This is a genomic window from Uniformispora flossi (assembly GCF_049534875.1).
Taxonomy (GTDB): Bacteria; Actinomycetota; Actinomycetes; order Streptomycetales; family Streptomycetaceae; genus Yinghuangia; species Yinghuangia aomiensis.
On record NZ_JBMULZ010000018.1, the window covers coordinates 77,937 to 103,422 of the forward strand.

The window sequence follows — 25,486 nt, forward strand, 5'->3', positions numbered from 1 at the left end:
GCTGCCGTGCATGGCAGCAGCAGTCGGCGAGACCGAGGAACCGGCGGAGTTCCGACGCGCGGTGGAGGAGATGCGGGCCGCGGTGCTGCGTCCCGAGATCGAGATCGAGGAATTGCCGCGGCCGCGCAATCTGGCGCCGTTCTCCGCGGCGTTCTCCGCGGACGTCGTGGTGGACGACGACGAGCTGGGGAGCGGCCGGATCGTACTGCTGCACGACCCCGCGGGGCACGAGGCATGGGAGGGCACGTTCCGCTGCGTGACGCTGTCCCGGGCCGAGCTGGAACCGGAGATGGCGACCGATCCGCTGCTGCCGGAGGTCGGCTGGACGTGGCTGACCGAGGCGCTGCATCTGCACGGCGCGCGCTACACGGCGCCGAGCGGCACGGTGACCCGGGCCACGTCGCAGGGTTTCGGCGGGCTGGAAGGCCAGATCGCCCGGACGGAGATCGAGGTCCGCGCCTCGTGGACGCCGGTCGACGGGGATCCGGCCCGGCACATGGCGGCCTGGCTGGATCTGCTATGCACATGTGCGGGGCTGCCGCCGCTGCCGGCGGGCGGGGACGGCGTGGTGCCGATGCCGTCGCGTTCGGGGCAGCGCGACCGCTGAGCCGCGCATCCTGCGCGGCGGGCAGGGCGGGCGTACCTTACGCCGCCCCCCGCGGGGCTCCGCCGCCACCGGCCACTCGATCGGGTTAATCCGGTGGCGCCCGCCGGGGACCCCCCGCGCGGGCCCCCGAAGGCCGACAACCGCCGCGTTGCGGGCTTGTGGCGGCACCGCGCCTCCGATCGCACACTCTGCTGCGGCAAATTGGGGCAAACGGATCTGGATCTTCTTCTAAAGGCCGAGCGCGGATCTGCCGAAGGAGACAGTGACCACCCCGATGGAGCAGCACCGATACCGCTTCTCGGGAATCGCGATCACTGCGCAGGAGGCCCGGTGTCGGTACTTCTCGATCACCCCGCAAACCTGCTCGCCTACCGTTCGTCCAAGCCCACGGCGATGGTCGTCGTTGCCGACCCCCGGGTCCGCGACTCCGTCATCCGCCACTTGTGGGCTCTCGGGGTGCGCGACGTCGTCGGGACGTCGACCATCGCCGAAGCTCGATCCCGTGCCGGCACGCCGCGCGATCTGTGCATCGCCGACGTGCACCTGCCCGACGGTTCCGGCCTGGCCCTGCTCACTGAGATGCGGGCCTGCGGCTGGCCGAACGGTCTGGCGCTCTCCGCCGCCGACGACATCGGTGCCGTACGATCCGCGCTGGCCGCGGGCGTCCGGGGCTATGTCGTGACCGGTGCGCGGGCGGGATTGACTCCGGGACACGCTCGGCAGGCGGGCATCAACGGTATGGCGGGCATGTCGCCCGCGGGGCGCATGCGCCCCGACCACAACGGAACCGATCCCACGTCGGGCTGCCGCGAGCTGTCCGCACGGGAGATCGAGGTTCTGCGACTGGTCGCGGAGGGCCGGTCGAACAAGGCGATCGGCCAGGCCATGGGCCTGTCGGCGCTGACCGTGAAGAGCCACCTGGCGCGCATCGCCCGCAAGATGGGCACCGGCGACCGTGCGGGCATGGTGGCGCTCGCGCTGCGGGCGGGCATCATCAGCTGAACCGGCTCCACTGCCGCTCCCCGGGCGGCAGCCCATCCGCGCCCCGGCCGATTCGGCCGGGGCGCGGTGCGTTGCGGGGGGGGTGGGACAGGTCTTCGGATGGCGTTCTCGGTGCCGTCCCAGGTGACGATTTCGACGCCATCGGGTGCCGAAGTGGTCGCCGGAGGGGCTCTCCGTGCTGGGAATCCCGGAACCACCACCCCCGAAGACCCCATAAAACGGACAAATTGCCGAACGGTTCGGCGGGCGGCGTCATCGGCCGCCGGGGTTTCGGCGTATTTTGTAAACGTGACCGACGCCTTCCCTTCCCTTTCCGAACAGCCGGCGCCGGTCCCTTTGCTGGCACCCCGTGAGGGCATCCCGCCGGTCGTGGCGGATCCGGAGGCCCTCGCCGGGACGGTCGCAGCCTTCGCCTCGGGCGACGGTCCCGTGGCCGTGGACGCCGAACGGGCGTCGGGCTACCGGTACGGCCAGCGCGCCTACCTGATCCAGCTGCGCCGCGCGGGAGCCGGCTCGGCACTGATCGACCCGATCGCCTGTCCCGACCTGTCCGAGCTGGGGACCGCGATCGCCGACGCCGAGTGGGTACTGCACGCCGCCTCCCAGGACCTGCCGTGCCTGGCCGAGGTCGGCATGGTGCCCACCCGGATCTTCGACACCGAACTGGCCGGACGGCTCGCCGCGTATCCGCGGGTGGGCCTCGGCGCGATGGTCGAGACCGTGCTGGGCTACTCGCTCGAGAAGGGACACTCGGCCGTCGACTGGTCGACGCGCCCGCTCCCCGAGCCGTGGCTGCGGTACGCGGCACTCGACGTCGAGGTGCTCGTCGAACTGCGCGACGAGATCGAGAAGGTCCTCGACGAGCAGGGCAAGCTCGGGTGGGCGCTGGAGGAGTTCTCGGCGATCGCCGCCGCTCCCCCGCCCGCACCACGCGTCGACCCGTGGCGCCGCACGTCCGGCCTGCACCGGGTCCGGCGCCGCCGCCAACTGGCGATCGTCCGGGCGCTGTGGGAGGCGCGGGACCGGATCGCCCGCACCAAGGACGTCTCGCCGGGCCGGGTCATCCCCGACTCCGCGATCGTCGAAGCCGCCCTCGCGGGCCCCGCGTCGGCCGCCGCGCTGCTCGCGCTGCCCGGCTTCACCGGCCGGGACAGCCGCCGCCAGGCGCAGGCCTGGCTGTCCGCGATCGAGGCCGGGCGGGCGGTGCCCGACGACGAGCTTCCGCCGTCCACGCTCCCCCACGAGGGCCCGCCGCCGGCGCGCGCCTGGGGCGACAAGGACCCGGCCGCCGCCGAGCGCCTGACCGCGGCGCGTACCGCGGTCGCGGCCATCGCCGACGAGCACGGTGTGCCGACGGAGAACCTTCTGGCCCCGGACTCGGTGCGCCGCCTCGCCTGGTCGCCGCCGCCGGCCCCGTCGGCCGACGCGGTCGCCGAGGTGCTGCGCGCGCAGGGGGCCCGGGCCTGGCAGATCCACCTGACGGCGCACGCGCTGTCGGGGGCGTTCCTGCGGATCGCCGCGCACCAGGGGAACGGCGGCACGGCGGGCTGAGCCGACGCGGTCGGGCGGGTCCGCGAGGGCCCGTTTCGTCCGGGGTGGCGCGTGCCGAACCGCTGGTCGGGTCCGGCTCGGTAAAGGTCTTGTTATGCCCGGCTTCGGTGACCTCTCGCACGTTGACGCAGCCTCCGCGCAGGTGATTTGGTAAGGCTTGCCTAAATCCTCAGGCTCGCCTGAATCCTGCCCCCTGCCGCCGTTTCGGCGGCCCGACCCGCCGTTCGCGCACGCGCACGCGAGGAGACCCGGTGTTCGCCAACTACCTGATAGGCCTGCGCGAAGGTCTGGAAGCCGCCTTGGTCGTCAGCATCCTCGTGGCGTACCTCGTCAAGACCGGGCGCGGCGACCGGCTTCCGCCGGTGTGGGCGGGCGTCGCGGTGGCGGTGCTGCTGAGCTTCGGCTTCGGCGCGATGCTCGAGTTCACCTCGGCGGAGATGACCTTCGAAGACCAGGAGCTGTTCGGCGGGTCGCTGTCGATCGTCGCGGTCTGCCTGGTGACGTGGATGGTCTTCTGGATGCGCCGCACCGCGCGGCACCTCAAGGCCGACCTGCACGGCAAGCTCGACGCGGCGCTGGCGATGGGCACGGGGGCGCTGGTGCTGACCGCGTTCCTGTCGGTGGGGCGCGAGGGCCTGGAGACGGCCCTCTTCGTGTGGACGGCCGTGCGGTCGACGGGCGACGGGACGGACCCGCTGGTCGGCGTGATCCTCGGGCTGCTGTCCGCCATGGTGCTGGCGTTCTTCTTCTACAAGGGCGCGGTCAAGATCAACCTCGCCAAGTTCTTCACGTGGACGGGCGGCGCGCTGATCGTCGTCGCGGCCGGTGTGCTCGCGTACGGCGTTCACGACCTGCAGGAGGCCGACTTCCTGCCCGGCATCAACGACAAGGCGTTCGACATCTCGGACACCATCCCGCCGGACAGCTGGTACGGCACCGTGCTCAAGGGCATCTTCAACTTCCAGCCGGACCCGACGGTCACCCAGGTGGCCGTGTGGGCGGCCTACCTGGTGCCGGTGATGGCGGTGTTCCTGTTCCACAAGCCGAAGGCGAAGGGCAGCGCGCCCCAGGCTGCCGTGGACACGACGGCGGAGACCGCGAAGGCCTGACAGCAGGTCATTCCCTCACCCGCCGCGCAGCAGGCTGCGAAGCTGACGAAACCGCAGATCACCGCCGTCCCGGCCCGGCACCGCCGACGTGACCGGGACGCCAAGGCCGCAGCGATCCAGGCCGCGCGGCGCGAACCGCAGTTGGAGGTCACCGCCCCGCAAAGTGCTGCCTACGCCGCCGCCGTGACCGCGCTCGCCGGGCTGACCATCGCCCTGAACGAGCAGATCGACGTGCTGGAAGACGAGGTGAAGGCGCATTTTCGGGCGCACCCGGACGCTGAGGTCTACCTGTCGATGCCCGGCATCGGCGAGATCACCGGCGCCCGGGTCCTCGCCGAGTTCGGCGACGACCCCGACCGCTACACCAGCGCGAAGCCCGCAAGGGCTATGCCGGGACCAGCCCGATCACCCGCGCCTCCGGCAAAGCCCGGACCGTCCAGGCCCGCTACGTCCGCAACCACCGCCTCGACGACGCCCTCCAACGCCAAACGTTCTACGCCCTGCAGACCTCGCCCGGAGCACGCCGCTCCTACGACAAGCAACGCGCCCGCGACCTCGGTTACAACCCCGCCCCACACCAACTCGGCAACCGCCTCGTCGGCATCCTCCACGGATGCCTCAAAACCCACACCCCCTACGACGAGGACACCGCCTGGGCCCACCACACCAAACTCGCCGCAGCTTGACACGCAACGCCGTGGGATGTCTCCCACCGTCTTCGGGAGTCTGTCCAGCGTCGAAAGGCCCTTCCCCCGCCACCGGCCGGATCTCTCCGACCCCGCCAGTCTCCCCCCACCTGCTCCCACCGCCCCGAAAACCCGAAAGGCCTGTGGAAAACGCCCGCACCAAGCGGCGTCATCCACAGGCCGTCTTCACGTCCTCAGCCGAACAGCCCCCGCCCCCAGTAATCTTCCGCCCCTCGCACCCCCGGCGGGCAGGCAAAGATTGCCGAGCCCACGTGCTGGATGTACTCGTTCAGCCGGTCCTGCGACGCCAGCTTCTGCTGCAGCGGAATGAACCCCCGCCGCGGATCCCGCTGATAGGCCAGGAAGAACAGCCCCGCGTCGAGTCGCCCCAAACCATCCGACCCGTCCACGAACGAATATCCGCGCCGCAGGATCGTGATCCCGTCGTTGGAGTCCGGGTGCGACAGCCGCACGTGCGAGCGCTCGTCGAGGACCTTCAGCGGCACCGGGTCGTGCTCCTTGACGGCCCCCATCGGCGCGCCCTCGCCCTTGGTCCGCCCGATGACCGTCTCCTGCTCCCCCAGCCCGGTGCGGTCCCACGTCTCGATGTGCATGCGGATCCGCCGGGCGACCAGGTACGACCCTCCGGCCATCCAGTCGGAGCCGTCGGCCCACACGAACTCGTTCTGCCGCGAGGTCTCGTCGCTCGCGATGTTCCGCGTGCCGTCCTTGAACCCGAAGAGGTTCCGCGGCGTCTGCGCGTCCGGCGTCGTCGACGACGTCTTGCCGAACCCGAGCTGGGACCACCGCACCGCGACCGTCCCGAACCCGATGCGCGCCAGGTTCCGGATCGCGTGCACGGCGACCTGCGGGTCGTCCGCGCATGCCTGCACGCAGATGTCGCCGCCCGACCGGTTGGGGTCGAGGTTGTCCGCCGGGAACGGCGGCAGGTCCGCCAGCGCCACCGGCCGCTTCGCCGCGATGCCGAACCGGTCCTTGTTGTCCTTCACGAACAGCGTCGGCCCGAAGCCGATCGTCAGCGTCAGGTTCGCCGGCGGCAGCCCCAGCGCCTCGCCGGTGTCGTCCGGCGGCGCCTCCGGGATCCCGTCGACGGCGCCCTTGCCCACCGGCTGCCCCTGTGTCATCGCCCGGGCCGCGGCCGTCCACTGCTGCAGCAGCCGGACCAGCTTCGCCCGGTCGTCGGTCAGCACGTCGAACGTGACGAAATGCAGCCGGTCCTGAACCGGCGTCACGATCCCGGCCTGGTGCGGTCCCTCGAACGGTACCGACGTGACGGTCGAGTTCGCGACCGTCTCGGTGCCGCCCCCCACCGCGGCGGCCACGCCCCCGGCAGCCCCCGCGCCCACGGCGAGCGCGCCGCCGGTCCAGCCGATGAGCGCGCGGCGGCTGACCCCGCGGCGCGCGCCGGTCTCGGCCGCCGCGGAACCGCTGTCGTCGTCCGAAGGCGCGGCGGCGGCCTCGTCCTGCTCCGGTGCGTCGGGCTTCTCGGTCATCGGGTACTCCCCTCGGGGTGTCGGACCGCCGCGCGGGACGGGGCCGCACGGGCGCGAGGCGCACGTACGGCCCCGGGCTGCGAGGCGGAGCGGTCGGCTGAAGCGGTTACTGCGCGACCGCGCCGGCGAGCTTGGACAGCGGCTCGGCGAGCGAGTTGACCGCGTCCGAAAGCTCCTTGCGCTGCTGGTCGTTGACGGTGTCGTAGGAGACGTAGCCCTCGCCCTGCTTGTACTTGTCGAGGACCTTCTGGATGTCGGCGAACTCGCCGTCGAGGGTGGCGCCGAGGCCGGCGTCCTTCTCCAGGACGTACGGCTTGAGGAGTTCGTACGCCTTCTGGGCGCCCGCGACGTTGCCGGCGAAGTCGACGAGGTCGGTGTGGCTGAACGCCTCTTCCTCGCCGGTGACCTTGCCGGTGGCGACCTCGTCGAGGAGTTCCTTGGCGCCGTTGGCCATCGAGGTCGGGGTGATCTCGGCGGTGCCGACCTTGGCCTGGAGGGTCTTGTAGTCGGCGAGGAGCTGGTCCGCGTACTTGGTGTCGTCGGCGGTGAGCTGGCCGGTGGTCCACAGCGTCTTCTCGAGGCGGTGCCAGCCGGAGAATTCCTCGCCGGGCTGGAGGTCGGCCTCGCGGGCGTCCATCTTCGGGTCGAGGTCGCCGAAGCTCTCCGCGACGGGCTCCATGGTTTCCCAGCCGATGCGGGACTTGGCGTACAGCTCCTTGGCCTTGGCGGTGTCGCCGGCCTTGACCGCGGCGACGAACTGCTCGAGGACGGGGAGCGACTGGTCGACCTGGCCCTGGACGTAGGCGCGGTAGTCCGCGACGGCCTTCGACAGGCGCGGGTCCATGGGCTTCTCGGAGGTGGCGCCGGCGACCTTGATGTCCTGCCGGATGCCATCGCCCTTCTGGCCGGGCTTGCAGGCGACCTGGTAATCGCCGGGCTTGATGTCGAAGTGGATCTCGACGCTGAGCCCGGGGCCGATGTTCTCGCGCTCGGTGATGATGCGGTCGCCCTGGGCGTAGACGTAGACCTCGGTGACCGAGCCGCCCTTGTTGGAGACCTTGAGGGTGTTCTTGCCGGCGGTCCAGTCGGTCTTGCCGACCTCGCACTTCTTGTCGGTGGCCGTCACCTTGATGGCGTCCCCGCCGCTGTCGCTGCTGCAGGCGGCGAGCGCCGGGATGCCGAGGAGGGCGGTGCCGGCTATGGCGGCGAGCGTACGGCGGGCGGCTGGCATGGACACTCCGGTGGGGACGTTCGGGGACATCCACACCGGAAGTCCCATGGGTGTTAGGTGAGGCTAAGTAAGCCAAGGCTTCGCTGCATTGTGCCAGTCGGCCCCCGGGCAGTCACCAGTGGGCGGTAAAGAAAGAGCAAGGTGCGGGGTGTGTGTTGTGACACCCCGTCAACAACCAACCGGACGCCGTATGGGACGATCCGTGGCGCTCGTCACGGCGGCGCCGCGACCTGACTCGACGTATCCACGCCGCCCGCGCGCCGCCTCCGCTCTCCCGCCCACGGCCTGCCGCCGCGGACGGACGTTCCTGGGGGTTGTGTTGGGGGTTTCACCGAGATTCCGCACCCGCGGCCCGGTCCGCGGCCTGGTCGCCGCGGCGGCCGCCGCGCTGGTGCTGACCGCCGCGACCGGCTGCGGCGCGAGGGTGGCCGGCAAGGCCGTCGAGGCGGCGGGCGACACGGCGTCGCCGAGCCCGACCGGCAGCGGCTCGACCGGCGGCGGCTCGAAGCCGACCGGCAGCCCGTCGCCGACGAAGCCGCGACTGGTGCCGACGGACGCCGAGGCCATCTCCCTCCTGAAGGCGCTCGACGTGTCCCCCAAGACCGCGTCCGGTGAACTGGACGAAGCCGAGGCCGCAAAACGGCTGGCCGAACCGATGCTGTCGGTGGTCAAGGCGTCGTGGCGGATCGCCAAACCGTCGTTCCGGATCTCCGGGGGGATGCCGACGCCGTACCAGCCGCGGGTGTACCGGCCGGCGCCGTCGGCGAACGGGGACCGCTGGTTCGTCATCGCGGACGGCGAACCGGACCTCTCGGAGGACCGTTTCATCTACGTCTTCCGGGCCACGGCTGCGGACCCTGCGTGGAAGCTCGCCATGACGACGATCCTCGTCGAGAACCAGCCGTTCCCGGGAATCGACGAGGACGCCTCCGGGCTCGCCCAGGTAGTCGCGTCGCCGTCGGGCCTGGCCACCGATCCGGCGGCGGTGTGCGCGCAGTTGGCGCAGCCGGAGAAGCAGCGCGGCGTCACGTGGGGGCCGAACCAGAGCAAGGCCGACCGCCAGGTGGCCGAGCTCATCGCGCAGCAGGCGCGTCAGTCGGTGTCCGCGAAGGTGGCGCGCGAGGTGCGGCCCGAAGCGGTCGGGCCGGTGTGGCGGACCCCGACCGGCGGCGCGATGGTCCCGTGCGTCCTGACGAACAAGTGGACGAACACCGTTGTGGACGGACGGCCGCCCATGGAGTGGAACGGCAAAAGCCGGTACAAGGCCGAGACCCCCGGCTTCCGGGTGACGTCGTTCGTGGACACGAACATCGGCATGTCACTGGTGTGGATTCCGCCCGCCGCGGGCGCCGCGGCGACGACGCCGGACGTGGCGGCGGATGTCGTCTACCCCCTGGACTTCACTTACCAGAAGGCGAAGAGCTGAACATCCGCCGCCGAACGGGCGGTCCTCGGAGACACGCGGTACCGCCGGTAACAGCCCCTAGGCGATCTGGTTACCGGCGAGTAGCATGGGCGTGTAACCCTTCCACGAGGAGTGCTGCCACTGTGTCTCGTCACCCCAGGGACGTCGTCTTCGTCGACGGTGTCCGAACCCCCTTCGGCAAGGCCGGCCCCAAGGGCATCTACCACGAGACCCGCGCGGACGACCTGGTCATCGCGTGCATCCGCGAGTTGCTGCGCCGCAACCCGCAGCTGCCCGGCGCGAAGGTGGACGAGGTCGCGATCGCGGCGACCACGCAGATCGGCGACCAGGGGCTGACGCTCGGCCGTACCGCCGCACTGCTGTCCGGCCTGCCGAAGTCCGTGCCCGGCTACTCCGTCGACCGCATGTGCGCGGGCGCGATGACCGCGGTGACCAACGTCGCGGGCGGCATCGCGCTCGGGGCGCTGGACATCGCGATCGCGGGCGGCGTCGAGCACATGGGCCGGCACCCCATGGGCGAGGGCGTCGACCCGAACCCGCGGATCATCGCGGAGAAGCTGGTCGACCCGTCCGCGCTCGTCATGGGCTCGACGGCGGAGAACATCCACGACCGCTTCCCGCAGCTGACCAAGGAGCGCGCCGACGCGTTCGCGGTCGGCAGCCAGGAGAAGGCCGCGAAGGCGTACGCGGACGGCAAGATCCAGTCCGACCTGGTGCCGGTCGCGACCCGCTCGCAGGAGAAGGGCTGGGGCCTCGCGACCGAGGACGAGCCGCCGCGCCCGGGCACCACGATGGCCGACCTCGCCGCGCTCAAGACCCCGTTCCGGGTCCGCGGCCGGGTCACCGCGGGCAACGCCGCGGGCCTCAACGACGGTGCGACCGCCGCGATCATCGCCTCCGAGGACGCCGCGCGCGCCCTCGGCCTGCCGGTCAAGATGCGCCTCGTGCAGTACGCGTTCGCGGGCGTCGAGCCGGAGGTCATGGGCATCGGCCCGGTCCCGGCCACCGAGAAGGCGCTGGAGCGCGCCGGGCTGACGATCGACGACATCGGCCTGTTCGAGGTCAACGAGGCGTTCGCCGTACAGGTGCTGTCGCTCCTCGACCACTACGGCATCGCCGACGACGACCCGCGGGTCAACAAGTACGGCGGCGCGATCGCGTTCGGCCACCCCCTCGCCTCCTCCGGCGTGCGCCTGATGATCCAGCTCGCGCGCCAGTTCGAGGAGCACCCCGAGGTCCGCTACGGCCTGACCTCGATGTGCATCGGCCTCGGCATGGGCGGAACGGTCATCTGGGAAAACCCCCACTGGGAGGGCGACAAGTGACGGACCTCAAGCAGCTCGCCCAGGAGATCTTCCCGGACGAACTCGTCACCCATTTCCCGGTGCGAGTCCTCGACCTCCCGGACGGCGCGGGCAAGTTCGCGCTGATCTCGATGGACAACGGCTTCGACCACACCAAGCCGACCACGTTCGGCCCGGCGGGCCTCGCCGAACTCGGCGCGGCGCTCGACCAGGTGGAGGGGCTCGCCGCCGCGGGCGAGATCGCCGCCGCGGGTGTGACCGGCAAGCCGTTCATCTTCGCGGTCGGCGCGGACCTCAAGGGCGTCGGCGTCATTCAGAACCGCGAGCAGGCGCTGGCCATCGGCCGGGCCGGGCACGACGCGTTCCGCCGGATCCGCAACCTGCCGGTGCCGACGTTCGCCTTCTACAACGGTGCCGCGATGGGCGGCGGCGTGGAGATCGGCCTGGCGTGCGACTACCGCACGATCTCGTCGGCGGTGCCCGCGCTTTCGCTGCCGGAGTGCTTCCTCGGCCTGGTGCCGGGCTGGGGCGGCTGCACGCTGCTGCCGAACCTGATCGGGCCGGACAAGGCCGTGACGGTGATCCTGGAGAACGCGCTCAACCAGAACAAGCAGCTCAACGGGCCGAAGGCGTTCGAACTCGGCATCGCGGACGTGCTCCTGGAGCCGGCCGACTTCCTGGCCGAGTCGCTGCGCTGGGCGGCGAAGGTCGTGCGCGGCGACGTCACCGTCGAGCGCGCCGAGTTCGACCGTGGCGAGGGCTGGGACAAGGCCGTCGAGACCGGCACGTTCATCGCGGACATGAAGGTCGCGGGCGCGTCGCCGGCGCCGTACCGCGCGCTGGCGATCATCGACGCGGCCCGCAGCGGCGACGTCGACGCCGGCTTCGCGCTTGAGGACGAGGCTCTCGCGGACCTCATCATGAGCGACGAACTCCGCGCCGGGCTCTACGCGTTCGATCTCATCCAGAAGCGCGCCAAGCGGCCCGCCGGGGCGCCGGACCGGTCGTTGGCCCGTCAGGTGACCAAGGTCGGCGTGGTCGGCGCGGGCCTGATGGCGTCGCAGCTGGCGCTGCTGTTCGCGCGGCGTCTGGGGGTGCCGGTCGTGATGACCGACATCGACCAGGAGCGCGTGGACAAGGGTGTCGGCTACGTGCACGCCGAGATCGACAAGCTGCTCGCGAAGAAGCGGATGAGCCGGGATTCCGCCAACCGCTACAAGGCGCTCGTCACCGGGTCGCTGACGAAGGACGCGTTCGCCGACGCGGACTTCGTCATCGAGGCGGTCTTCGAGGAGCTGTCGGTCAAGCAGCAGGTGTTCGCCGAGGTCGAGGCGGTCGTCTCGGCCGAGTGCGTGCTGGCGACCAACACGTCGTCGCTGTCGATCACCGACATGGCGTCGAAGCTCGCGCACCCCGAGCGGGTCGTCGGCTTCCACTTCTTCAACCCGGTCGCGGTGCTGCCGCTGCTGGAGGTCGTGCGCGCCGAGCAGACCGACGACGCGTCGCTGGCCACCGCGTTCGCGGTCGCCAAGCAGCTGAAGAAGACGGCGGTGCTGGTCAAGGACGCCCCGGCGTTCGTGGTCAACCGGATCCTGACGCGGTTCCTCGGCGAGGTGCTCGCGGCGGTCGACGAGGGCACGCCGATCGAGGTCGCCGACAAGGCGCTCGCTCCGCTCGGGCTGCCGATGTCGCCGATGGTGCTGCTCGAACTCGTGGGCCCTGCCATTGCCGCGCATGTCGCCGAGACGCTGCACGGGGCGTTCCCGGACCGGTTCGGCGTGTCGGAGAACCTGGCGCGCGTGGTGAAGGCCGGCAAGCGGTCGTTCCTCACGTGGGCGTCGGGCGCCCCCGAGGTCGACGCGGAGGTGACCGCGCTGATGGAGGTCGGCTCGTCGCCGTCCACCGCGGACGAGGTCCGCGCGCGGGCGCTGGCGGCGCTGGCGACGGAGATCCGGCTGATGCTCGATGAGGGCGTCGTGCAGGCCGCGCAGGACATCGACCTGTGCATGATCACCGGCGCGGGCTGGCCGTTCCACCTGGGCGGCATCACGCCGTACCTGGACCGCGAGGGCATCGCGGAGAAGGTAACCGGGAAGCGGTTCCTGGAGCCGGGCGTCGCGTCGGTCGCCTGAGCCGTGCCGTGGCGCCGTGCCGCGGTGAGGCATGGCGGTAGGGCATAGGTCCGCCAGGTCGTAGGTGCTACGACGGAGGCGCCGTGCGCCCCCCTTGGTGAAGGGGGCGTGCGGCGCCTTTGTGCGTGGGTAAGGGCAGGGAATCGTCCGCTGTGAAGGAGTCCGCGAATGTCTCGTGACTGGCGCAAGACCGTCCGTTCCGCCGGCGCCGGGTGGGGTGCGGCGCGGGCGCTGCTCGGGGTGATGGCGATCACCAGGCCGCCGTCGGTGTCGCGGCCCTGGATCGGCGAGGACGCGTACACCACGGGCGGGACGGTGTTTGCGAAGGCCCTCGGGGCGCGCGACGTCGCGCTGGGCGCGGGCACCGTGGTGGCGGCGTTGTCGGGTCGCGGGTTCCCGCTGTGGGCATTGGCCTCCGCCGCCGCCGACGTCGGCGACACCCTGGCCACGCGGCAGCACTGGCACGAACTCCCGCGGACTCGTATGTTCATCGCCGCTCTGGCGGGCGGCTCGGCCGTGGCGGGTACGGCCCTGGCGGTCGCGGACGCGGCCGGGGCGATGTCGGGGCGATGCCGGGAGACCCGTTCCGGCGAGAACACGGCGGAGTAGGGAGCCGGCGCGGCCGCACATGCCATGGCCATCACGAATCGAGGCAATTGCCCGAGCACTTTGCCTTCTCCCGGCAACCCACCGGCCACCGGATGACCTGCCTCACGCACAACGCCGACGGCCTCCCCGACCTGTGGGTGCGCGACACCGCGAACGGGACCGTCTCCGAATACGGCGGCCGAGACCGGGCCGGCGGGTCGGCGTTGAAGGCGCCAGTCCTGTACGCGCAGTTCTGACTGTCGCGATCGGTCCCGATGGTTCTTGATACTTCACGCCGCCGCGGCTAGATCTGACGGGATGACAGATGCCCCGAAGGACCTCGCCGCGGCGGCTCGTGCAGCCGTGCACGCCCATGTCCGCCACTGGAACAACCAGGACAAGGACTCCTGGCTGAAGATCCTCGCCGACGACGTCCGCTACGAAGACCCGCCCGGCACCGTCGCCGCCGTGGGCCGCGACGTGATGTCCGTCCAGGCGTGGGACAAGTCGTTCACCGCCGACAAGGTCTGGACCCTCGAACCCGTCCTCGTCATCGCCTGCGGCCGCGAAGCCCAGGTCTACATGCGCAACCACGGCTCCGTCGCCGGCAAGCCCGCCTGGGTCGACAGCATCGAACTCTGGCGCGTCAACGACGAAGGCCTCGTCGACTCGGTCCGCGCTTTCTGGGAGCCCCCGGCGGAAATCCGGGAGCACCTGGGGCTGTCGACGTGGGAGGGCGAGACGAGCTTGGCGGCGGAGGCGTAGGCATCTGCCCCTGGGCCTGCCCCATCCAAGTGGCCGGCCTGCACCTGTTAACTGGCTCAACAGAGGCCTGCTTCGGGGCCCGGACCGCGGGTGATCGCCGCGAGCTGGGCCTCGAACGCGGGCATCTCGTGGTGCTCGCAAGCTGACGGATGACGTCAGCCGGTTCGACCCGGCATCGCCCCGGTGGCCAAGTGCAAGCCCTGAGCCGATTCAGCCGTTCTGTTGTGCTTGTCTCCCACAGCACGTGACGGCTGGACGGTCTCGCGGGATATCAACTTCTTCAGATGCGCACGCGTTTCCTCGTCACAGGCGTAAATGACCGTTCCAAGGCGCCCGCGTGTGAGAAGAACCTTGTAGACATGCTTCACATAGCGCTCGAACAACAGGGGGTCGCGCTTGGGGGCTTTGCGGTCGGAGCACTTGCCTGGGTCCGTGAGCCAACGCCCGTCCCGCCACACCAGGTCTTCCCCAATGATCACCCCAGCCCAGTCGTACTCGAGGCCTTGAGCGGTGTAGATGCATCCGATCTGGCCGGTACCCCGGTCGTCGACGGCCCAGAGCGGCGCAGGCGGGAACGGGTCGCCTTGGCTCGCTTTGTAGGTGTTCCACGGGCGACGCCAGTTGCCGATCACGATGTCGTCGACCGGCTTTCCGTCCACCCACATCTTCGTCCAAGGCCAGCAGAATCCGGCGGCAATCCTGGTCGAGGCCCCGCGCTGGCGCTCCTTCGCCAAGACGGCGTCCATGTCCTCGGGTCTGTCGACCACCTGGACCTGCATGCCGCGGCCGCTCCAGGGGCCGGCCGAGTGGTGCTCATCGAGTCCGAGCAGCCGATGCGTCCATTCGACGTACTCCAGGCTGCCGCTGCAACGGAACTGATGGTGGAGGTCAACCGTCCACAACGTCATGCCGCGCGCCAGCGCGGTCTCGCATATGTACTTGTTCGTGCCGATCTCGTCGGCCCGCACCGTTTGGTAGGCGTCAAGCAAGAACACTGTCACCGGCGCGGCATCCATCAGTTCGGCCAGCTGTGACTTGCCCGAGGGTGATGTCCACCATGCAGTCTTCGAGACCTCGGATATTCGGTGTGCTTCGTCGCAAATGATGACGTCCAACGCACCCGGCGCTGCTTCGGCGAACGCCCGAAGAGAGACGAACGGCGCGCGGCGTCGCGTGAGTTCGCGTCCAGTGATCGACACCTTGCGAATCGCGTCAAGCAGCGCGCTGGATCCCGTCGCGTACTTCACCTTGGCGTCGTCGGCGAGAAGGTCTGCGACCGCTTGGATGGCTATCGCGGTCTTCCCTGTGCCCGGGCCACCGGTCACGACCACTGCGTGCCGTCCACCGGTCATCCGCGCAGAATTTACGGCTTTCATCACCGCGCCATATGCCAAGTTCTGATCCCCCAGCAGTTCGAACTGTTCCTCTCCGGCCAGCACACCTGCCAGGACGGCGGATTGGGGGCGCGGCGTGCGCAGTTCGACAGAGGAGAAGGGGTCATCGGCAACGTGGGTGGCCGACTGCGGCGCAAACCGCCGCGCCAGTGCCTCGACCAGTAGGTCCTCGGTGTCCGCTGTGTAGAGCATCCCCGAGAGGTCTTCGGGCTGGCTCGCGATCGCGGCCGCATCCTTGGCGCCGGCGTTGTGCAGATAGGCGATCCCGACGATGCCGTCGGGATCTTCGGCGATGTCGGGATGGTACGCGAGGTAGCGGTGCACGTACTTGCGCACCTGGGCAACGGGGTGCGGCTTCGGCCTTCGGTAGTGGGGGACTCGGCAGAGTGCCGAGCGGGGCCCATCCAGCGTCACGTCGGTCCACTGCTTGAGTTCGACGACGACGAACGAGGCCTTGCTTGTCTGCGGATGGACACCGTGCAGTACGGCGTCGGCCTGACCGCTGAAGTGCGGCACATCGACCTCGATATAGATCTCGACGTCGGCACGATCCGCACGCACCAGGATCTTGGCCAGGGCCGGCAAGCTGTTCTCCCAGGACGCCTGCTCGTTTGCCCCGGCGCCGGTTCCGTCCCGCTCCACCTTGGCGCGCAGAAGCAGGGGCACGAGAGCCCCACCTGCGGATGCGTCAAGCACTTCTTGCGCGGTCATACGCGCGAGATACCCGAGCGCCACTGTTCCCCCGTGTTCTGTTGTTCGGCCGCAGGGAAGAATCGTTGCGCCCTCCCCGACTGCTTGACCCTATCGAGGAGTTGCGGCAACGCACGTGAATTTCGGACCACCTGAAGGCGCCCCCGGAAGGCCCGACGCAACCGCGCACACCCGCTTGGGGCACTCCGGCATCAGGCGGCCTTTCGGATCCGTACGCTGGTCACGTGCCGCAGGCGCTGCGCCCGCCGACCGGCCACCAGTGCAGACCATGGGGGGAAGGACTCCGAATGATCGCGCCTGCCATCCTGCAGGGCTACCTTCTCGAGGAGGCCATCGCAGCCATGCTCGGGGCCAGCGGCTACCGGCTCATCATGGACGCTTCGCCGGACGAGCCAGAACTGGACATCCGCGGAAACGGGCTCGTCGTGCGCGGCCGCGGCGCGTGGCACCAGGCGGATGTCCTAGGCGAGTTCTGGTACGTGCCAGCCTTCTCCCTGCCTGTCCGGCTGTTCGTCGAGGCCAAATGCCGGGAGGCACGGGTCGGTCTCGACGTCGTCCGCAATGCGCACGGCGTTCTGGACGACGTCAACGAGAACCACGTCGTCAAGCGCTTCGGCGACGCCCCGAAGCGCCGCTACCAGTACACCTACACCGTGTTCTCCACGTCGGGGTTCAGCAAGGACGCCCAGGGATATGCGCTCGCCCACCAAATCTCCCTGGTGGACCTGTCGGGTCCCGCCTTCGCGCCGCTCCGGACGCTCGTCAAGACGCTCGCCAAGGACATCCGCACGATCACGGCGGACGCCGGCAACGACAGCGTCGATGTTCTGATGGTGCGTCATCTCATGCGTGACACGCTCGGGACCGCGGATCCAGGTTCGGCCATTGACCCGCCCGGCGATGCGGAACTTGCAAACGCGCTCCGGCCTTCTGTAGACGCGTTCGCCCGAGGACTCCAGCGGTCGATGCGCACCGAGTTCCTCCTGGCCTTCCCGTCCGCCCCTTTCATGCTCACGCTCGCCCCCGAGGACCCGCGCGCGTTCCTCACCTACGCCAGGGAGCAGCCCGCACACGACGTCATGATCCGCCGCGTCGCCACGACCTCGGGCCTGGGCAACTGGGAGATCACCCCGCGCTCGGCGCCGGGTGCGTACCGGCTCTCCTTCGGGCTGCCCGAGCAGGTGGAGAAGTGGATCGTCGCGGTCGAGGAGCAGGAAGCGTCCCGCGCACGGCAGATGAAGCGCACGCTGCTCTCCGAAATCACGGTGTATCGCTTGGACGAGGACCGGCCGCAGCTGTTCCAGCTCCGGTACACCCCGCGCGAACTGCAGCGATGACACAGACGGCGCCCTCAACCTCGAACAACCTTTCGTTTGGTTCGTGACGCGCGGGTATCCGCTGGCAAGATGGTGGCGGATCGCCCACAGTCCACGAGCGATGACACACCAGGAACAGGCGGGGAGCAATGGACGAGGGTCGCTGGACGACGGTCACGCGCACCCACTACGACCACGAGCGCGAGGCCCTCGAACACGTCCGGGCACTGCTGCCCGACGCGGAGCCGTACCGTGCCTGGTCGAACTTCACGTTCACCGCCGAGACCGGCCACGTGTACGAGGTCGACCTGCTGGTCGCCACCCGCAGCGGCCTCTACCTGATCGAGATCAAGAGCCTCAACGGCCGCCTGACCAACAGCGGGGCCAACTGGATCCTCAGCCACGGCAACAGCGCACGCACCCGGACGTTCGACAACCCGCTGCACCTCGCCGACGCCAAGGCAAAGCGGCTCAAGTCGCTGTTGCAGCGCGAGGCGACCAAACGCGGCGTCCGCGAACGCATTCCGTTCCTCCAGGCCGCGGTCTTCCTGTCCGTGCCCACGCTGCAACTCGGCCTCGCCGACCACCAACTGCACTGGGTGTTCGGACCGGAACCCTCGGTCGGCCCGAACCCCAACGGGCTTCCCGGCATCTGGAGCGGACTCCTCGGCACCAACCCGACCGACGCCGGCAAGGCACTGACCCCGTCGCTGTCCAAGCAGCTCCCGGACTTGCTCAAAGGTGTCGGCATCTCCAAGAGCCACGCCCACCTCAAAGTCGGCTCGTGGAAGATGGCTGCCCGCCCGTTCGATGCGGGCCCCACGTGGCAGGACCACCTCGCCGAGCACACGCAACTGCCCGCCGAGAAGCGCCGCATCCGCATCTACCTCGTCGAGCGCAACGCCGCCCGCGAAGACCGGACCAGCATCGAGCGGGCCGCCAAACGCGAGATGCTTGCACTACACGGCATCGACCACCCCGGCATCGTCCAGGTCGACACGCTCGAGCCTCACGAGGCCGGCCCTGCGCTGATCTTCCGGCACGACCCGCGGTCGTTGCGTCTCGACCACTACATGGCGCAGTACGGTGCGCAACTGAGCCAGGCCACCCGGCTCGGCCTGATCCGCCAACTGGCCGACGCGGTCGCGTACGCCCACCGGCGCCACCTGCACCACCGTGCCCTCTCGGCGCGGGGCATCCTGGTTACCCCGGCATCGCGGCGCGATACCCCGGAAGCGACAGACACTGAGACCGCGTGGCTCAAACCCACCCTGCGCATCAGCGACTGGCAGGCGGCCACTCGCGGCCCGGACTCCGTCGGCGGCTCCGGCGCAGCCAACGCTCAGATCTCCGCGACCGGTCATGCGGCGAACCACCTCGAACCGTCTGCCCACCCATACCTTGCACCGGAGTTCACGAACCCCGAGGCCGATCCGGTACGCCTGGACGTGTTCGGCCTTGGCGCGCTGACCTACCTGCTGCTCACCGGGCAGCCTCCTGCAGCGTCACGCGCCGAGTTGCTGAACCGGCTCAGCGCGGAGGGCGGGCTGCGTCCGTCGACAGTCGACGACACGGTCACCGAGACCATGGACGAGCTGGCGTACTGGGCTACGCCCCCGGTCTGGGACGAAAGGCTCGCCTCCGTAGCCGATTTCCTCGAAATCCTGGACGAGGTCGAGCACGAGCTGACGGCACCGCGCGCCGAGAGCGACTCCGTCCATCCGGAGCCCGAGGAATCCTCGGACGACGACGAACCGGACCCCCTCGAGGCCAAGCAGAACGACACCGTCGGCGGCGAGTGGATCATCGACAAGCGGCTCGGGACGGGGTCGACGTGCCGGGCGTTCCTCGCCATGAACGCCGAGACGGGCGCCATGGAGGTCCTCAAGATCGGGCTGTCCGACGAGAAGGCGTCGCGGCTCGAGCACGAGGCGTCCGTCCTGCGCGGTCTGATCCTCGACTCCCGCGTCATTCACCTGGCTCGGCCAGAGCCGCTGCGCATCGGCGGACGTACCGTCCTGGTGCTGGAACATGCGGGCGAGAAGACCCTCGCACGGCAGATCCGCGACGAGGGCCGACTGGCCGTGGACGAGCTGGAGACGTACAGCGACTACCTGTTCGGCGCCATGGACTTTCTCGAAGGCGAGGGCGTCACCCACCGCGACATCAAGCCGGACAACATCGCCATCCGGATCCGCCCCAATCGCACCAAGCAGCTCGTGCTGTTCGACTTCTCGCTGGCCGGTATCTCGGTCAAGGAGCTGGAGGCCGGTACGCCGCGCTACCTCGACCCCTTCCTGGGCGAGCCGCAGCGGATGGTCTACGACGAGTACGCCGAGCGCTATGCGCTGGCGGTCACGCTGCACGAGATGGCCTCGGGCGAACTACCGGTCTGGGAAGACGGCGTCACAGAACCGCGGTTCACGACGGTGGAGAGTCCGACGCTTGCGGTCGAGGCGTTCGACAGCGCGATCGCGGACGGCCTGACCGGGTTCTTCGCCCGCGCGCTGCACCGGGACGCCCGGAAGCGCTTCGAATCGTTGAAGCAGATGCGAGCTGCTTGGAACCAGGTGTTCCACGCTGCGGACGAGAAGCGCCCGGTCAGTTCCCGGCAGCCGGTCATCGCGGAGGACGAGACCGCGCAGGAGTCCCGCAACGCAGCCGCGGCTGCCGTCACGTCGCTGGGCGTGACACTGGAGGCAGCGGGCCTAAGCGAACGGGCGAAGTCGGCGGCTTACCGACTCGACGCGAGCACCGTCGGCGACCTGCTGGCGCTGCCGTCGAAGTCGATCCTGAGTCTGGCAGGCGTCGGAGCAAAGACACGCCAGGAGTTGCAGCAGCGCATCAAGGAGTGGCGGGAGCGGCTCCACCAGCGGGAGTTGCCGACGGCAGGCGAACCTGCTGTCGCTGCGGTCGACGGGGCGTTGTTCGACGCGTCCAGTATGGGCCTGAACGAGATCGCCAAGATCCTGGTCCCCGAGCTGGCCAAGAACAAGCGCAACGAGACCGAGGTCAAAGCGACGCGGCTGCTGCTCGGTCTGCCCGACCCGGGGACGGGTGATCTGCCCAGCCTGGGCGCATGGCCGGTACAACCCAAGGTCGCCGCTGTGGTCGACGTGACGCCGGGGCGCATCGCCCAAGTCCTCACCAAGCAGCGCAAGCGGTGGCACGAACTTCCCGAGGTGCGCAGCCTCCACGCCGAGGTCGTGGCGTTGCTCGAGGACAACGGCCGGGTGATGGGCTGGCTCGAGCTGGCGGATGCGTTGCTGGCGCATAGGGGGTCGACGTACCACGGGGAGCGGCTTCGTCGCGCGGTGGCGATGGCTGCCTTGCGGGCGGCTGTCGAGACGGACTCGCTGTACGACGAACCCCGGCTGCTGCCACGGCGACACGATGCAGGGGCGGCCTCCGACCGGATCCTCATTGCCTTGGAAGTCTGCGAAGACGACGGCCCGGACACTCCGGCGGCGCCGGCCTTGCTCGACTACGCCGACGAGTTGGGCAAGGCCGTCGACACGCGGCTGACTGACGTGGATCCGTTGCCGACGCCGGCGGCGGTACTGCGCGAGCTTTCCGCGGTGTCGACGGCGCGTCTGGGTGCTGAGGCATGGCTGGACGAACGGCGCTTGGTGCACTTGGCTGCGGCGGCTTCGACCGGGGCGGCGGCCACGTCGCGGTTGGAGATCTACCCACGCGCGCTGAAGCCTGTCCGTGCGCTGCGGCTTGCTCAGGCAGGGGTGATCCCGATCGGGCAGGATCCATCGGGTCGTCCGATCGGGCTCACGCCGGAGCAGATCCGCGACCGGGTGAGGTCGCGGTTCCCCGCGTTGCCGCCGATGCCGGATCATCCGGGTCTTGACCGGCTGTTGGACCAGGCGGGGTTCGAGGTCGTCTGGGACCGCGACCGGTATATCGCACCGCGGACGCCGGGGTCGTCGTCGGGGGCGATGTACCGGACGAATCGCCTGTCCGGTCATTTGGGTGCCGCCGCATGGGCGTCTTCCAGCCCCGACAAAGCGTTGGCGGCCCGTACTGAGCAGCGACTTCTCGGCGCAGCCGACGAGGGCGGCTTCCGCGCACTGACGGTACGTCTTGCACTCGCGGACAAGGCACGCCGCACTCTGCTCAGCCGTTTCGGCGCCGAGCCTTTGAACGTCGCCAAGCTCTTCCTCGATGCGTTTCACGAAGTGATCGCCTCCCGCACGAAGCCGACATGGGACACGATCCTCAAGGCGGACGCATCGACTGACGAGCGCGCGGTCCGCAACCTCGCCGCGAAGGTCCGCGAGGCCTGGGAGGTTGCGGAGCCGCGTCTCGCCGGCGCTCGGAGCGGATTGCTCCTGCTCCACGACGCGGGACCGCTCGGCCGCTACGACGGCATGCACTTGCTGGAGTCGCTGGCGAACGAGTCCCGCCACGGCGGACGCCCGGTCTGGGTCCTGTGCCCGGTGGACGACTCCAGCCAGTTCCCGACTCTTGATGGGGTCTTGGTCCGCACCATCACCGAGAACGAACGAATCGCGCTGCCCGATAGTTGGGTCGCCGACATGCACCACGACCGCAACACCGTTGAGGACGAAGGGAACGCCGTCTCGTGATCAAGCGTCAAGATCTGCTGTCCGACCTGCAGAAGCAGGTCAAGACGCTGGAGACGGACCTGCGCGAGCAGGTCGACACAGTCTCGGAGGTCTACGACCGCCTTCGCCCCGAGTACGACCGCGCCTTCAAGTTCGGCCGCACAGCGGCAACGTGGTCGGCCTGGCGTGACGAACGCGTCACCCAGGCCGCCGTGGCTTGGGTCCTCGGCACCGTCTTCGTCCGCTTCTGCGAAGACAACGGCCTCCTCCCCGAGGCATTCCTGGCAGGCCCCAATCCCGACCGCATGGCCGAAGCCATGGAGGCCCAGGAACAGTTCTTCCGCGACCACCCCGCCGAAACCGATCGCGGCTGGCTCCTCGCGTCGTTCTCCGAGATCGGCCGCACTCAGGCTGGCCACCTCCTCTTCGACGAACGCCACAACGCGCTCTACCAAATTCCTCTCTCGCACGACGCCGCCAAAGAACTCATCAAGTTCTGGCGCCGCAGCAGCAACGATGCCTTCCTGGTCCACGACTTCACCGACCCGGAATGGGACACCCGGTTCCTCGGCGACCTCTACCAAGATCTGAGCGAGTCGGCACGCAAGACGTACGCCCTGCTGCAGACCCCGGAGTTCGTCGAAGAATTCATCCTCGACCACACTCTGACTCCGGCGATCGAGGAGTTCGGCTATGACGTAGTCAAGATGATCGACCCCACCTGCGGCTCCGGCCACTTCGTCCTCGGCGCCTTCCACCGCCTCCTGGCCGATTGGGAAAAGCACGCCCCCGGCCGAGACATCCAACAGCGAGTCCGCCTATCTCTGGAGGCCGTCCACGGCGTAGATATCAACCCCTTCGCCGCTGCAATCGCCCGATTCCGTCTCCTTGTCGCAGCGTTCCAGGCAGTCGGTGTATCGAAGATCGGGGACGCAGCACAGTACATTTTGCCAATCAACATCGCTATCGGCGACTCTCTTATCAGGTCTCAACAACTCGCACTTTTCTCCACACCAGGAGACGATCAGGATTACTTCGCCTTCTCCACAGATGATGTATCGGATTACTATCGAATCCTCCAATCAGGACGATACCACGCCGTAGTCGGAAACCCGCCGTACGTCACGGTCAAGGATCGCAGCCTAAATAAGCTATACCGAGAACTCTACGACGCCTGCTCCGGCTCGTACTCACTTTCCGTGCCATTCTCGCAAAGATTCTTTGACCTCGCTATTGCTGCGAATCACCCGAAGACCAAAGGCGGGTACGTGGGCCAAATCACAGCCCAGTCGTTCATGAAACGCGAATTCGGCAAGAAGCTAATCGAAGAGTACTTTCGCGAAAAAGTCGAACTCACGCTCGTTGTGGACTCTTCGGGCGCCTACATTCCCGGCCATGGGACCCCAACGGTCATGATCTTTGGTCGACGGAATGAAGTCGATCGCAATATGACCGTGCGTACAGTTCTGGGAATTCAGGGCGAACCTTCAACTCCAGAAAACCCCCGGGACGGGCACGTCTGGAATTCCATTGTTTCGCAGGTCAATCGACCAGGCACAGACAGTGCATGGACCTCGACGCGAGATAGCTCTAGAAGTCTCCTGGCGACACATCCGTGGAATCTCACAGGCGGTGGCGCCGTTGAACTTCAGGCACTTCTCGAGAAGAATTCAGAATACACGCTCGGGTCGGTTTCCGACCTCGGAGCAGTCGCCGTAACACGAGAAAATGATGCGTTCATCGTAGGCGGTTTCCCTCTGGAGGGTGCAGGGATTCCGCAAACGTATCGCCGCCCCATCGTGGCTGGCGACTCCATTCGGGACTGGTCGTACACGAACGTCCCTGTCGGTCTCTGGCCATACCAAGAGGACGGGCTAGCCCCGGCCAACGAACCCAGCATCAGGAAGTTCCTATGGCCCTTCAGGGGGCATCTTTCGGGGCGGGTCGCCTTCGGCTTGTCCCAACAAGAGCGAGGGATTCCCTGGACTGCCTACTCGATGTTTTTCGAGAAGCGATTCGGAATCCCTAAGATTGCACACGCTTTCGTTTCAACGCATAATCATTTCGTTCTCGACCGCGAAGACAGAGTTTTTATCCAATCCGCCCCTGTTGTTGTCCCAAATGGGTCGATCAATCCGATCCACCTACTTGGAGTGCTAAACAGTTCCGCAGTCTGCTTTTGGCTCAAGCAAGTGAATTACAACAACGGGAACGGCGGGATCGGGGGCGGAATCTCAGACGAGGCATGGGAACTTCGATACCAGTACAGCAGTACTCAGCTTGGAAAGCTACCGCTTCCCCGACAACTCCCAATCGCCAAGAGCGAGCGGATGCAACACCTGGCCGATATGCTACAAGACGCAATTTCCAGCATCCGAGTCAATGAGGTGAAAGAATCAACCGAAAATCAAGAGGCTAAATGGGTGGGCCTCCATGAAGAAATGATCGCCCTGCAAGAGGAAATCGACTGGGAAGTCTACTACCTCTACGGCGCGGTAGAAACTCATCTCAATTCCACGGAACCACCTCCGCGGATAAAATTGGGAGAGCGGGCATTTGAGATCGCGCTCGCCCGCAGGGAAGCCCGCGGAGAATTGAAGACCGAATGGTTTTCTCGACACAACACAACTGCGCAGGTGAATATCCCCGACCATTGGCCGGAAAATTACCGAAATCTAGTTGAGGAGAGAATTCGCGCGATTGATTCAAACCTGAATATCAGAATCCTTGAACGGCCAGAGTACAAACGTCGCTGGACCCTCGAGAGTTGGAAGGAGGCGCAGGCGAACGCCTTTCGAGAATGGATCCTGGGCGAACTTGAGAATCCGATGGTTTGGCGCACCGAGATTGATGGCGCTAGCCATCCTAGAGTCCTGACTGCCGCTCAGCTTGCCGATGAATTCAGGAAGCGCGAAGATTTCGTTCAGATTGCAGAAGAGTACACCCCTAATGCCGATCTGGAACAGACCATCTCTCTATTGATCAGGGATAACAGCGTCCCCTTCTTGGCCGCTCTTCGATTCAAAGAGGCTGGCTTGCGCAAGAACGCCGACTGGGAGAAAGCTTGGGAACGGCAAAGGGAATGGGATTCATCGCCTGCCGCCCGGATCAGCGGGCATGACCAAAGCGCCCCCCTCCCACCGAAGTACGCAAGCTCGGACTTCGCGAAAACATCTTATTGGAAACATAGAGGTAAGCTGGACTTGGCGAAAGAGCGGTTCATTTCATATCCCCATCTCGGCCGTGGCGGGGATTCCTCGCCACTGATCGGTTCGGCAAGCTGGAACCATCAGGAACGCGCCCAGGCGCTTGCGGCGCTGTCGTACACGCGAGAGCACGAGGATGGATGGGGGGCAGAGGAGCTTACGCCGGTGTTGGCCGGGCTTCGGGAGTTGATGCCTTGGGTGAAGCAGTGGCATGGGGAGTTTGATCCGGTGTTTGGTGACAGCCCGGCCAATGTGTATGAGGCGCACCTGACCGAGATGATGACTCGGCTACATCTCACCGAGGAAGATCTGGTGAATTGGAGGCCGCCGAAGGTGGCGTCGAAGCGGGCGAAGAAGAAGTAGTCGG

Annotated in this window: 17 protein-coding genes and 1 pseudogene; 14 read left to right on the forward strand and 4 right to left on the reverse strand. The window is 68.1% G+C overall.

All coding sequences use genetic code 11. The annotated features are described in order from the left end of the window. Positions 1–10 precede the first annotated feature (10 nt). The 4 genes from ACPA54_RS30860 to efeU all read left to right on the forward strand — a co-directional run bounded on the left by ACPA54_RS30860 (position 11) and on the right by efeU (position 4,269). Entirely contained in the window at positions 11–607 is a 597-nt protein-coding gene (locus ACPA54_RS30860) for a DUF3000 domain-containing protein (protein ID WP_423534697.1), read from the forward strand. A 330-nt stretch (positions 608–937) separates the two neighbouring features. After that, the gene (locus ACPA54_RS30865; protein WP_345675272.1) at positions 938–1,609 is read left to right on the forward strand and encodes a LuxR C-terminal-related transcriptional regulator; all 672 of its coding nucleotides are present in this window, start codon (positions 938–940) and stop codon (positions 1,607–1,609) included. 288 nt (positions 1,610–1,897) lie between these two features. Beyond that, positions 1,898–3,160 carry an HRDC domain-containing protein gene (locus tag ACPA54_RS30870; RefSeq protein WP_423534698.1) on the forward strand — a complete coding sequence of 421 codons (1,263 nt, stop codon included), beginning with the start codon at positions 1,898–1,900 and terminating at the stop codon, positions 3,158–3,160. Positions 3,161–3,411: 251 nt separating this feature from the next. After that, positions 3,412–4,269 carry an iron uptake transporter permease EfeU gene (gene efeU / locus ACPA54_RS30875; protein WP_423534699.1) on the forward strand — a complete coding sequence of 286 codons (858 nt, stop codon included), beginning with the start codon at positions 3,412–3,414 and terminating at the stop codon, positions 4,267–4,269. A gap of 15 nt (positions 4,270–4,284) precedes the next feature. Here the strand turns inward: efeU and ACPA54_RS30880 are convergent, their stop codons facing one another. Then, positions 4,285–4,527 (reverse strand): hypothetical protein, encoded by a 243-nt coding sequence (locus ACPA54_RS30880; protein WP_423534782.1) that lies wholly within the window; start codon positions 4,525–4,527, stop codon positions 4,285–4,287. A 36-nt stretch (positions 4,528–4,563) separates the two neighbouring features. On the opposite strand from ACPA54_RS30880, the pseudogene ACPA54_RS30885 reads away from it, so the two are divergent. Beyond that, positions 4,564–4,611, forward strand: a pseudogene (locus ACPA54_RS30885) (hypothetical protein); the annotation flags it as partial. A gap of 538 nt (positions 4,612–5,149) precedes the next feature. Here ACPA54_RS30885 and efeB read toward each other — a convergent pair. Both efeB and efeO read right to left on the reverse strand, forming a co-directional pair. Then, positions 5,150–6,469 carry an iron uptake transporter deferrochelatase/peroxidase subunit gene (gene efeB / locus ACPA54_RS30890; RefSeq protein ID WP_423534700.1) on the reverse strand — a complete coding sequence of 440 codons (1,320 nt, stop codon included), beginning with the start codon at positions 6,467–6,469 and terminating at the stop codon, positions 5,150–5,152. A 106-nt stretch (positions 6,470–6,575) separates the two neighbouring features. After that, positions 6,576–7,700, reverse strand: a complete 1,125-nt coding sequence (gene efeO / locus ACPA54_RS30895) for an iron uptake system protein EfeO (protein WP_423534701.1) — start codon at positions 7,698–7,700, stop codon at positions 6,576–6,578. 319 nt (positions 7,701–8,019) lie between these two features. Here efeO and ACPA54_RS30900 point away from each other — a divergent pair, with 319 nt between their 5' ends. From ACPA54_RS30900 to ACPA54_RS30925, 6 genes are all read left to right on the forward strand, one after another. After that, positions 8,020–9,126: a DUF8094 domain-containing protein gene (locus tag ACPA54_RS30900; protein ID WP_423534702.1), complete on the forward strand. Its 1,107-nt coding sequence runs from the start codon at positions 8,020–8,022 to the stop codon at positions 9,124–9,126. A gap of 122 nt (positions 9,127–9,248) precedes the next feature. Next, positions 9,249–10,451: a thiolase family protein gene (locus tag ACPA54_RS30905; RefSeq protein ID WP_423534703.1), complete on the forward strand. Its 1,203-nt coding sequence runs from the start codon at positions 9,249–9,251 to the stop codon at positions 10,449–10,451. Continuing rightward, positions 10,448–12,562 (forward strand): 3-hydroxyacyl-CoA dehydrogenase NAD-binding domain-containing protein, encoded by a 2,115-nt coding sequence (locus ACPA54_RS30910; RefSeq protein ID WP_423534704.1) that lies wholly within the window; start codon positions 10,448–10,450, stop codon positions 12,560–12,562. Before ACPA54_RS30905 ends, ACPA54_RS30910 begins: the two co-directional genes overlap by 4 nt. 168 nt (positions 12,563–12,730) lie before the next feature. Continuing rightward, positions 12,731–13,171, forward strand: coding sequence for a hypothetical protein (locus tag ACPA54_RS30915; RefSeq protein ID WP_423534705.1), 441 nt, complete (start codon positions 12,731–12,733; stop codon positions 13,169–13,171). 92 nt (positions 13,172–13,263) lie between these two features. Continuing rightward, entirely contained in the window at positions 13,264–13,407 is a 144-nt protein-coding gene (locus ACPA54_RS30920; protein ID WP_423534706.1) for a hypothetical protein, read from the forward strand. A 61-nt stretch (positions 13,408–13,468) separates the two neighbouring features. After that, positions 13,469–13,915, forward strand: a complete 447-nt coding sequence (locus ACPA54_RS30925) for a nuclear transport factor 2 family protein (protein WP_423534707.1) — start codon at positions 13,469–13,471, stop codon at positions 13,913–13,915. Between the two features lie 155 nt (positions 13,916–14,070). Here ACPA54_RS30925 and ACPA54_RS30930 read toward each other — a convergent pair whose 3' ends face one another. After that, positions 14,071–15,975 carry a DUF2075 domain-containing protein gene (locus tag ACPA54_RS30930; protein WP_423534708.1) on the reverse strand — a complete coding sequence of 635 codons (1,905 nt, stop codon included), beginning with the start codon at positions 15,973–15,975 and terminating at the stop codon, positions 14,071–14,073. 332 nt (positions 15,976–16,307) lie between these two features. On the opposite strand from ACPA54_RS30930, the gene ACPA54_RS30935 reads away from it, so the two are divergent. The 3 genes from ACPA54_RS30935 to pglX all read left to right on the forward strand — a co-directional run bounded on the left by ACPA54_RS30935 (position 16,308) and on the right by pglX (position 25,482). After that, positions 16,308–17,357, forward strand: a complete 1,050-nt coding sequence (locus tag ACPA54_RS30935) for a hypothetical protein (protein WP_423534709.1) — start codon at positions 16,308–16,310, stop codon at positions 17,355–17,357. 128 nt (positions 17,358–17,485) lie between these two features. Then, entirely contained in the window at positions 17,486–21,934 is a 4,449-nt protein-coding gene (gene pglW, locus ACPA54_RS30940; RefSeq protein WP_423534710.1) for a BREX system serine/threonine kinase PglW, read from the forward strand. Further along, the gene (pglX, locus tag ACPA54_RS30945; protein ID WP_423534711.1) at positions 21,931–25,482 is read left to right on the forward strand and encodes a BREX-2 system adenine-specific DNA-methyltransferase PglX; all 3,552 of its coding nucleotides are present in this window, start codon (positions 21,931–21,933) and stop codon (positions 25,480–25,482) included. Before pglW ends, pglX begins: the two co-directional genes overlap by 4 nt. The last annotated feature ends 4 nt before the right edge of the window (positions 25,483–25,486 follow it).

Bases quoted from the DNA above. Each gene is read 5' to 3' on its own strand.
- efeB (WP_423534700.1), bottom strand. From the start codon at position 6,469: ATGACCGAGAAGCCCGACGCACCGGAGCAGGACGAGGCCGCCGCCGCG.
- ACPA54_RS30880 (WP_423534782.1), bottom strand. From the start codon at position 4,527: ATGCGCCTTCACCTCGTCTTCCAGCACGTCGATCTGCTCGTTCAGGGC.
- ACPA54_RS30935 (WP_423534709.1), top strand. From the start codon at position 16,308: ATGATCGCGCCTGCCATCCTGCAGGGCTACCTTCTCGAGGAGGCCATC.
- pglW (WP_423534710.1), top strand. From the start codon at position 17,486: ATGGACGAGGGTCGCTGGACGACGGTCACGCGCACCCACTACGACCAC.
- ACPA54_RS30925 (WP_423534707.1), top strand. From the start codon at position 13,469: ATGACAGATGCCCCGAAGGACCTCGCCGCGGCGGCTCGTGCAGCCGTG.
- ACPA54_RS30920 (WP_423534706.1), top strand. From the start codon at position 13,264: ATGACCTGCCTCACGCACAACGCCGACGGCCTCCCCGACCTGTGGGTG.
- ACPA54_RS30860 (WP_423534697.1), top strand. From the start codon at position 11: ATGGCAGCAGCAGTCGGCGAGACCGAGGAACCGGCGGAGTTCCGACGC.
- ACPA54_RS30915 (WP_423534705.1), top strand. From the start codon at position 12,731: ATGTCTCGTGACTGGCGCAAGACCGTCCGTTCCGCCGGCGCCGGGTGG.
- efeO (WP_423534701.1), bottom strand. From the start codon at position 7,700: ATGCCAGCCGCCCGCCGTACGCTCGCCGCCATAGCCGGCACCGCCCTC.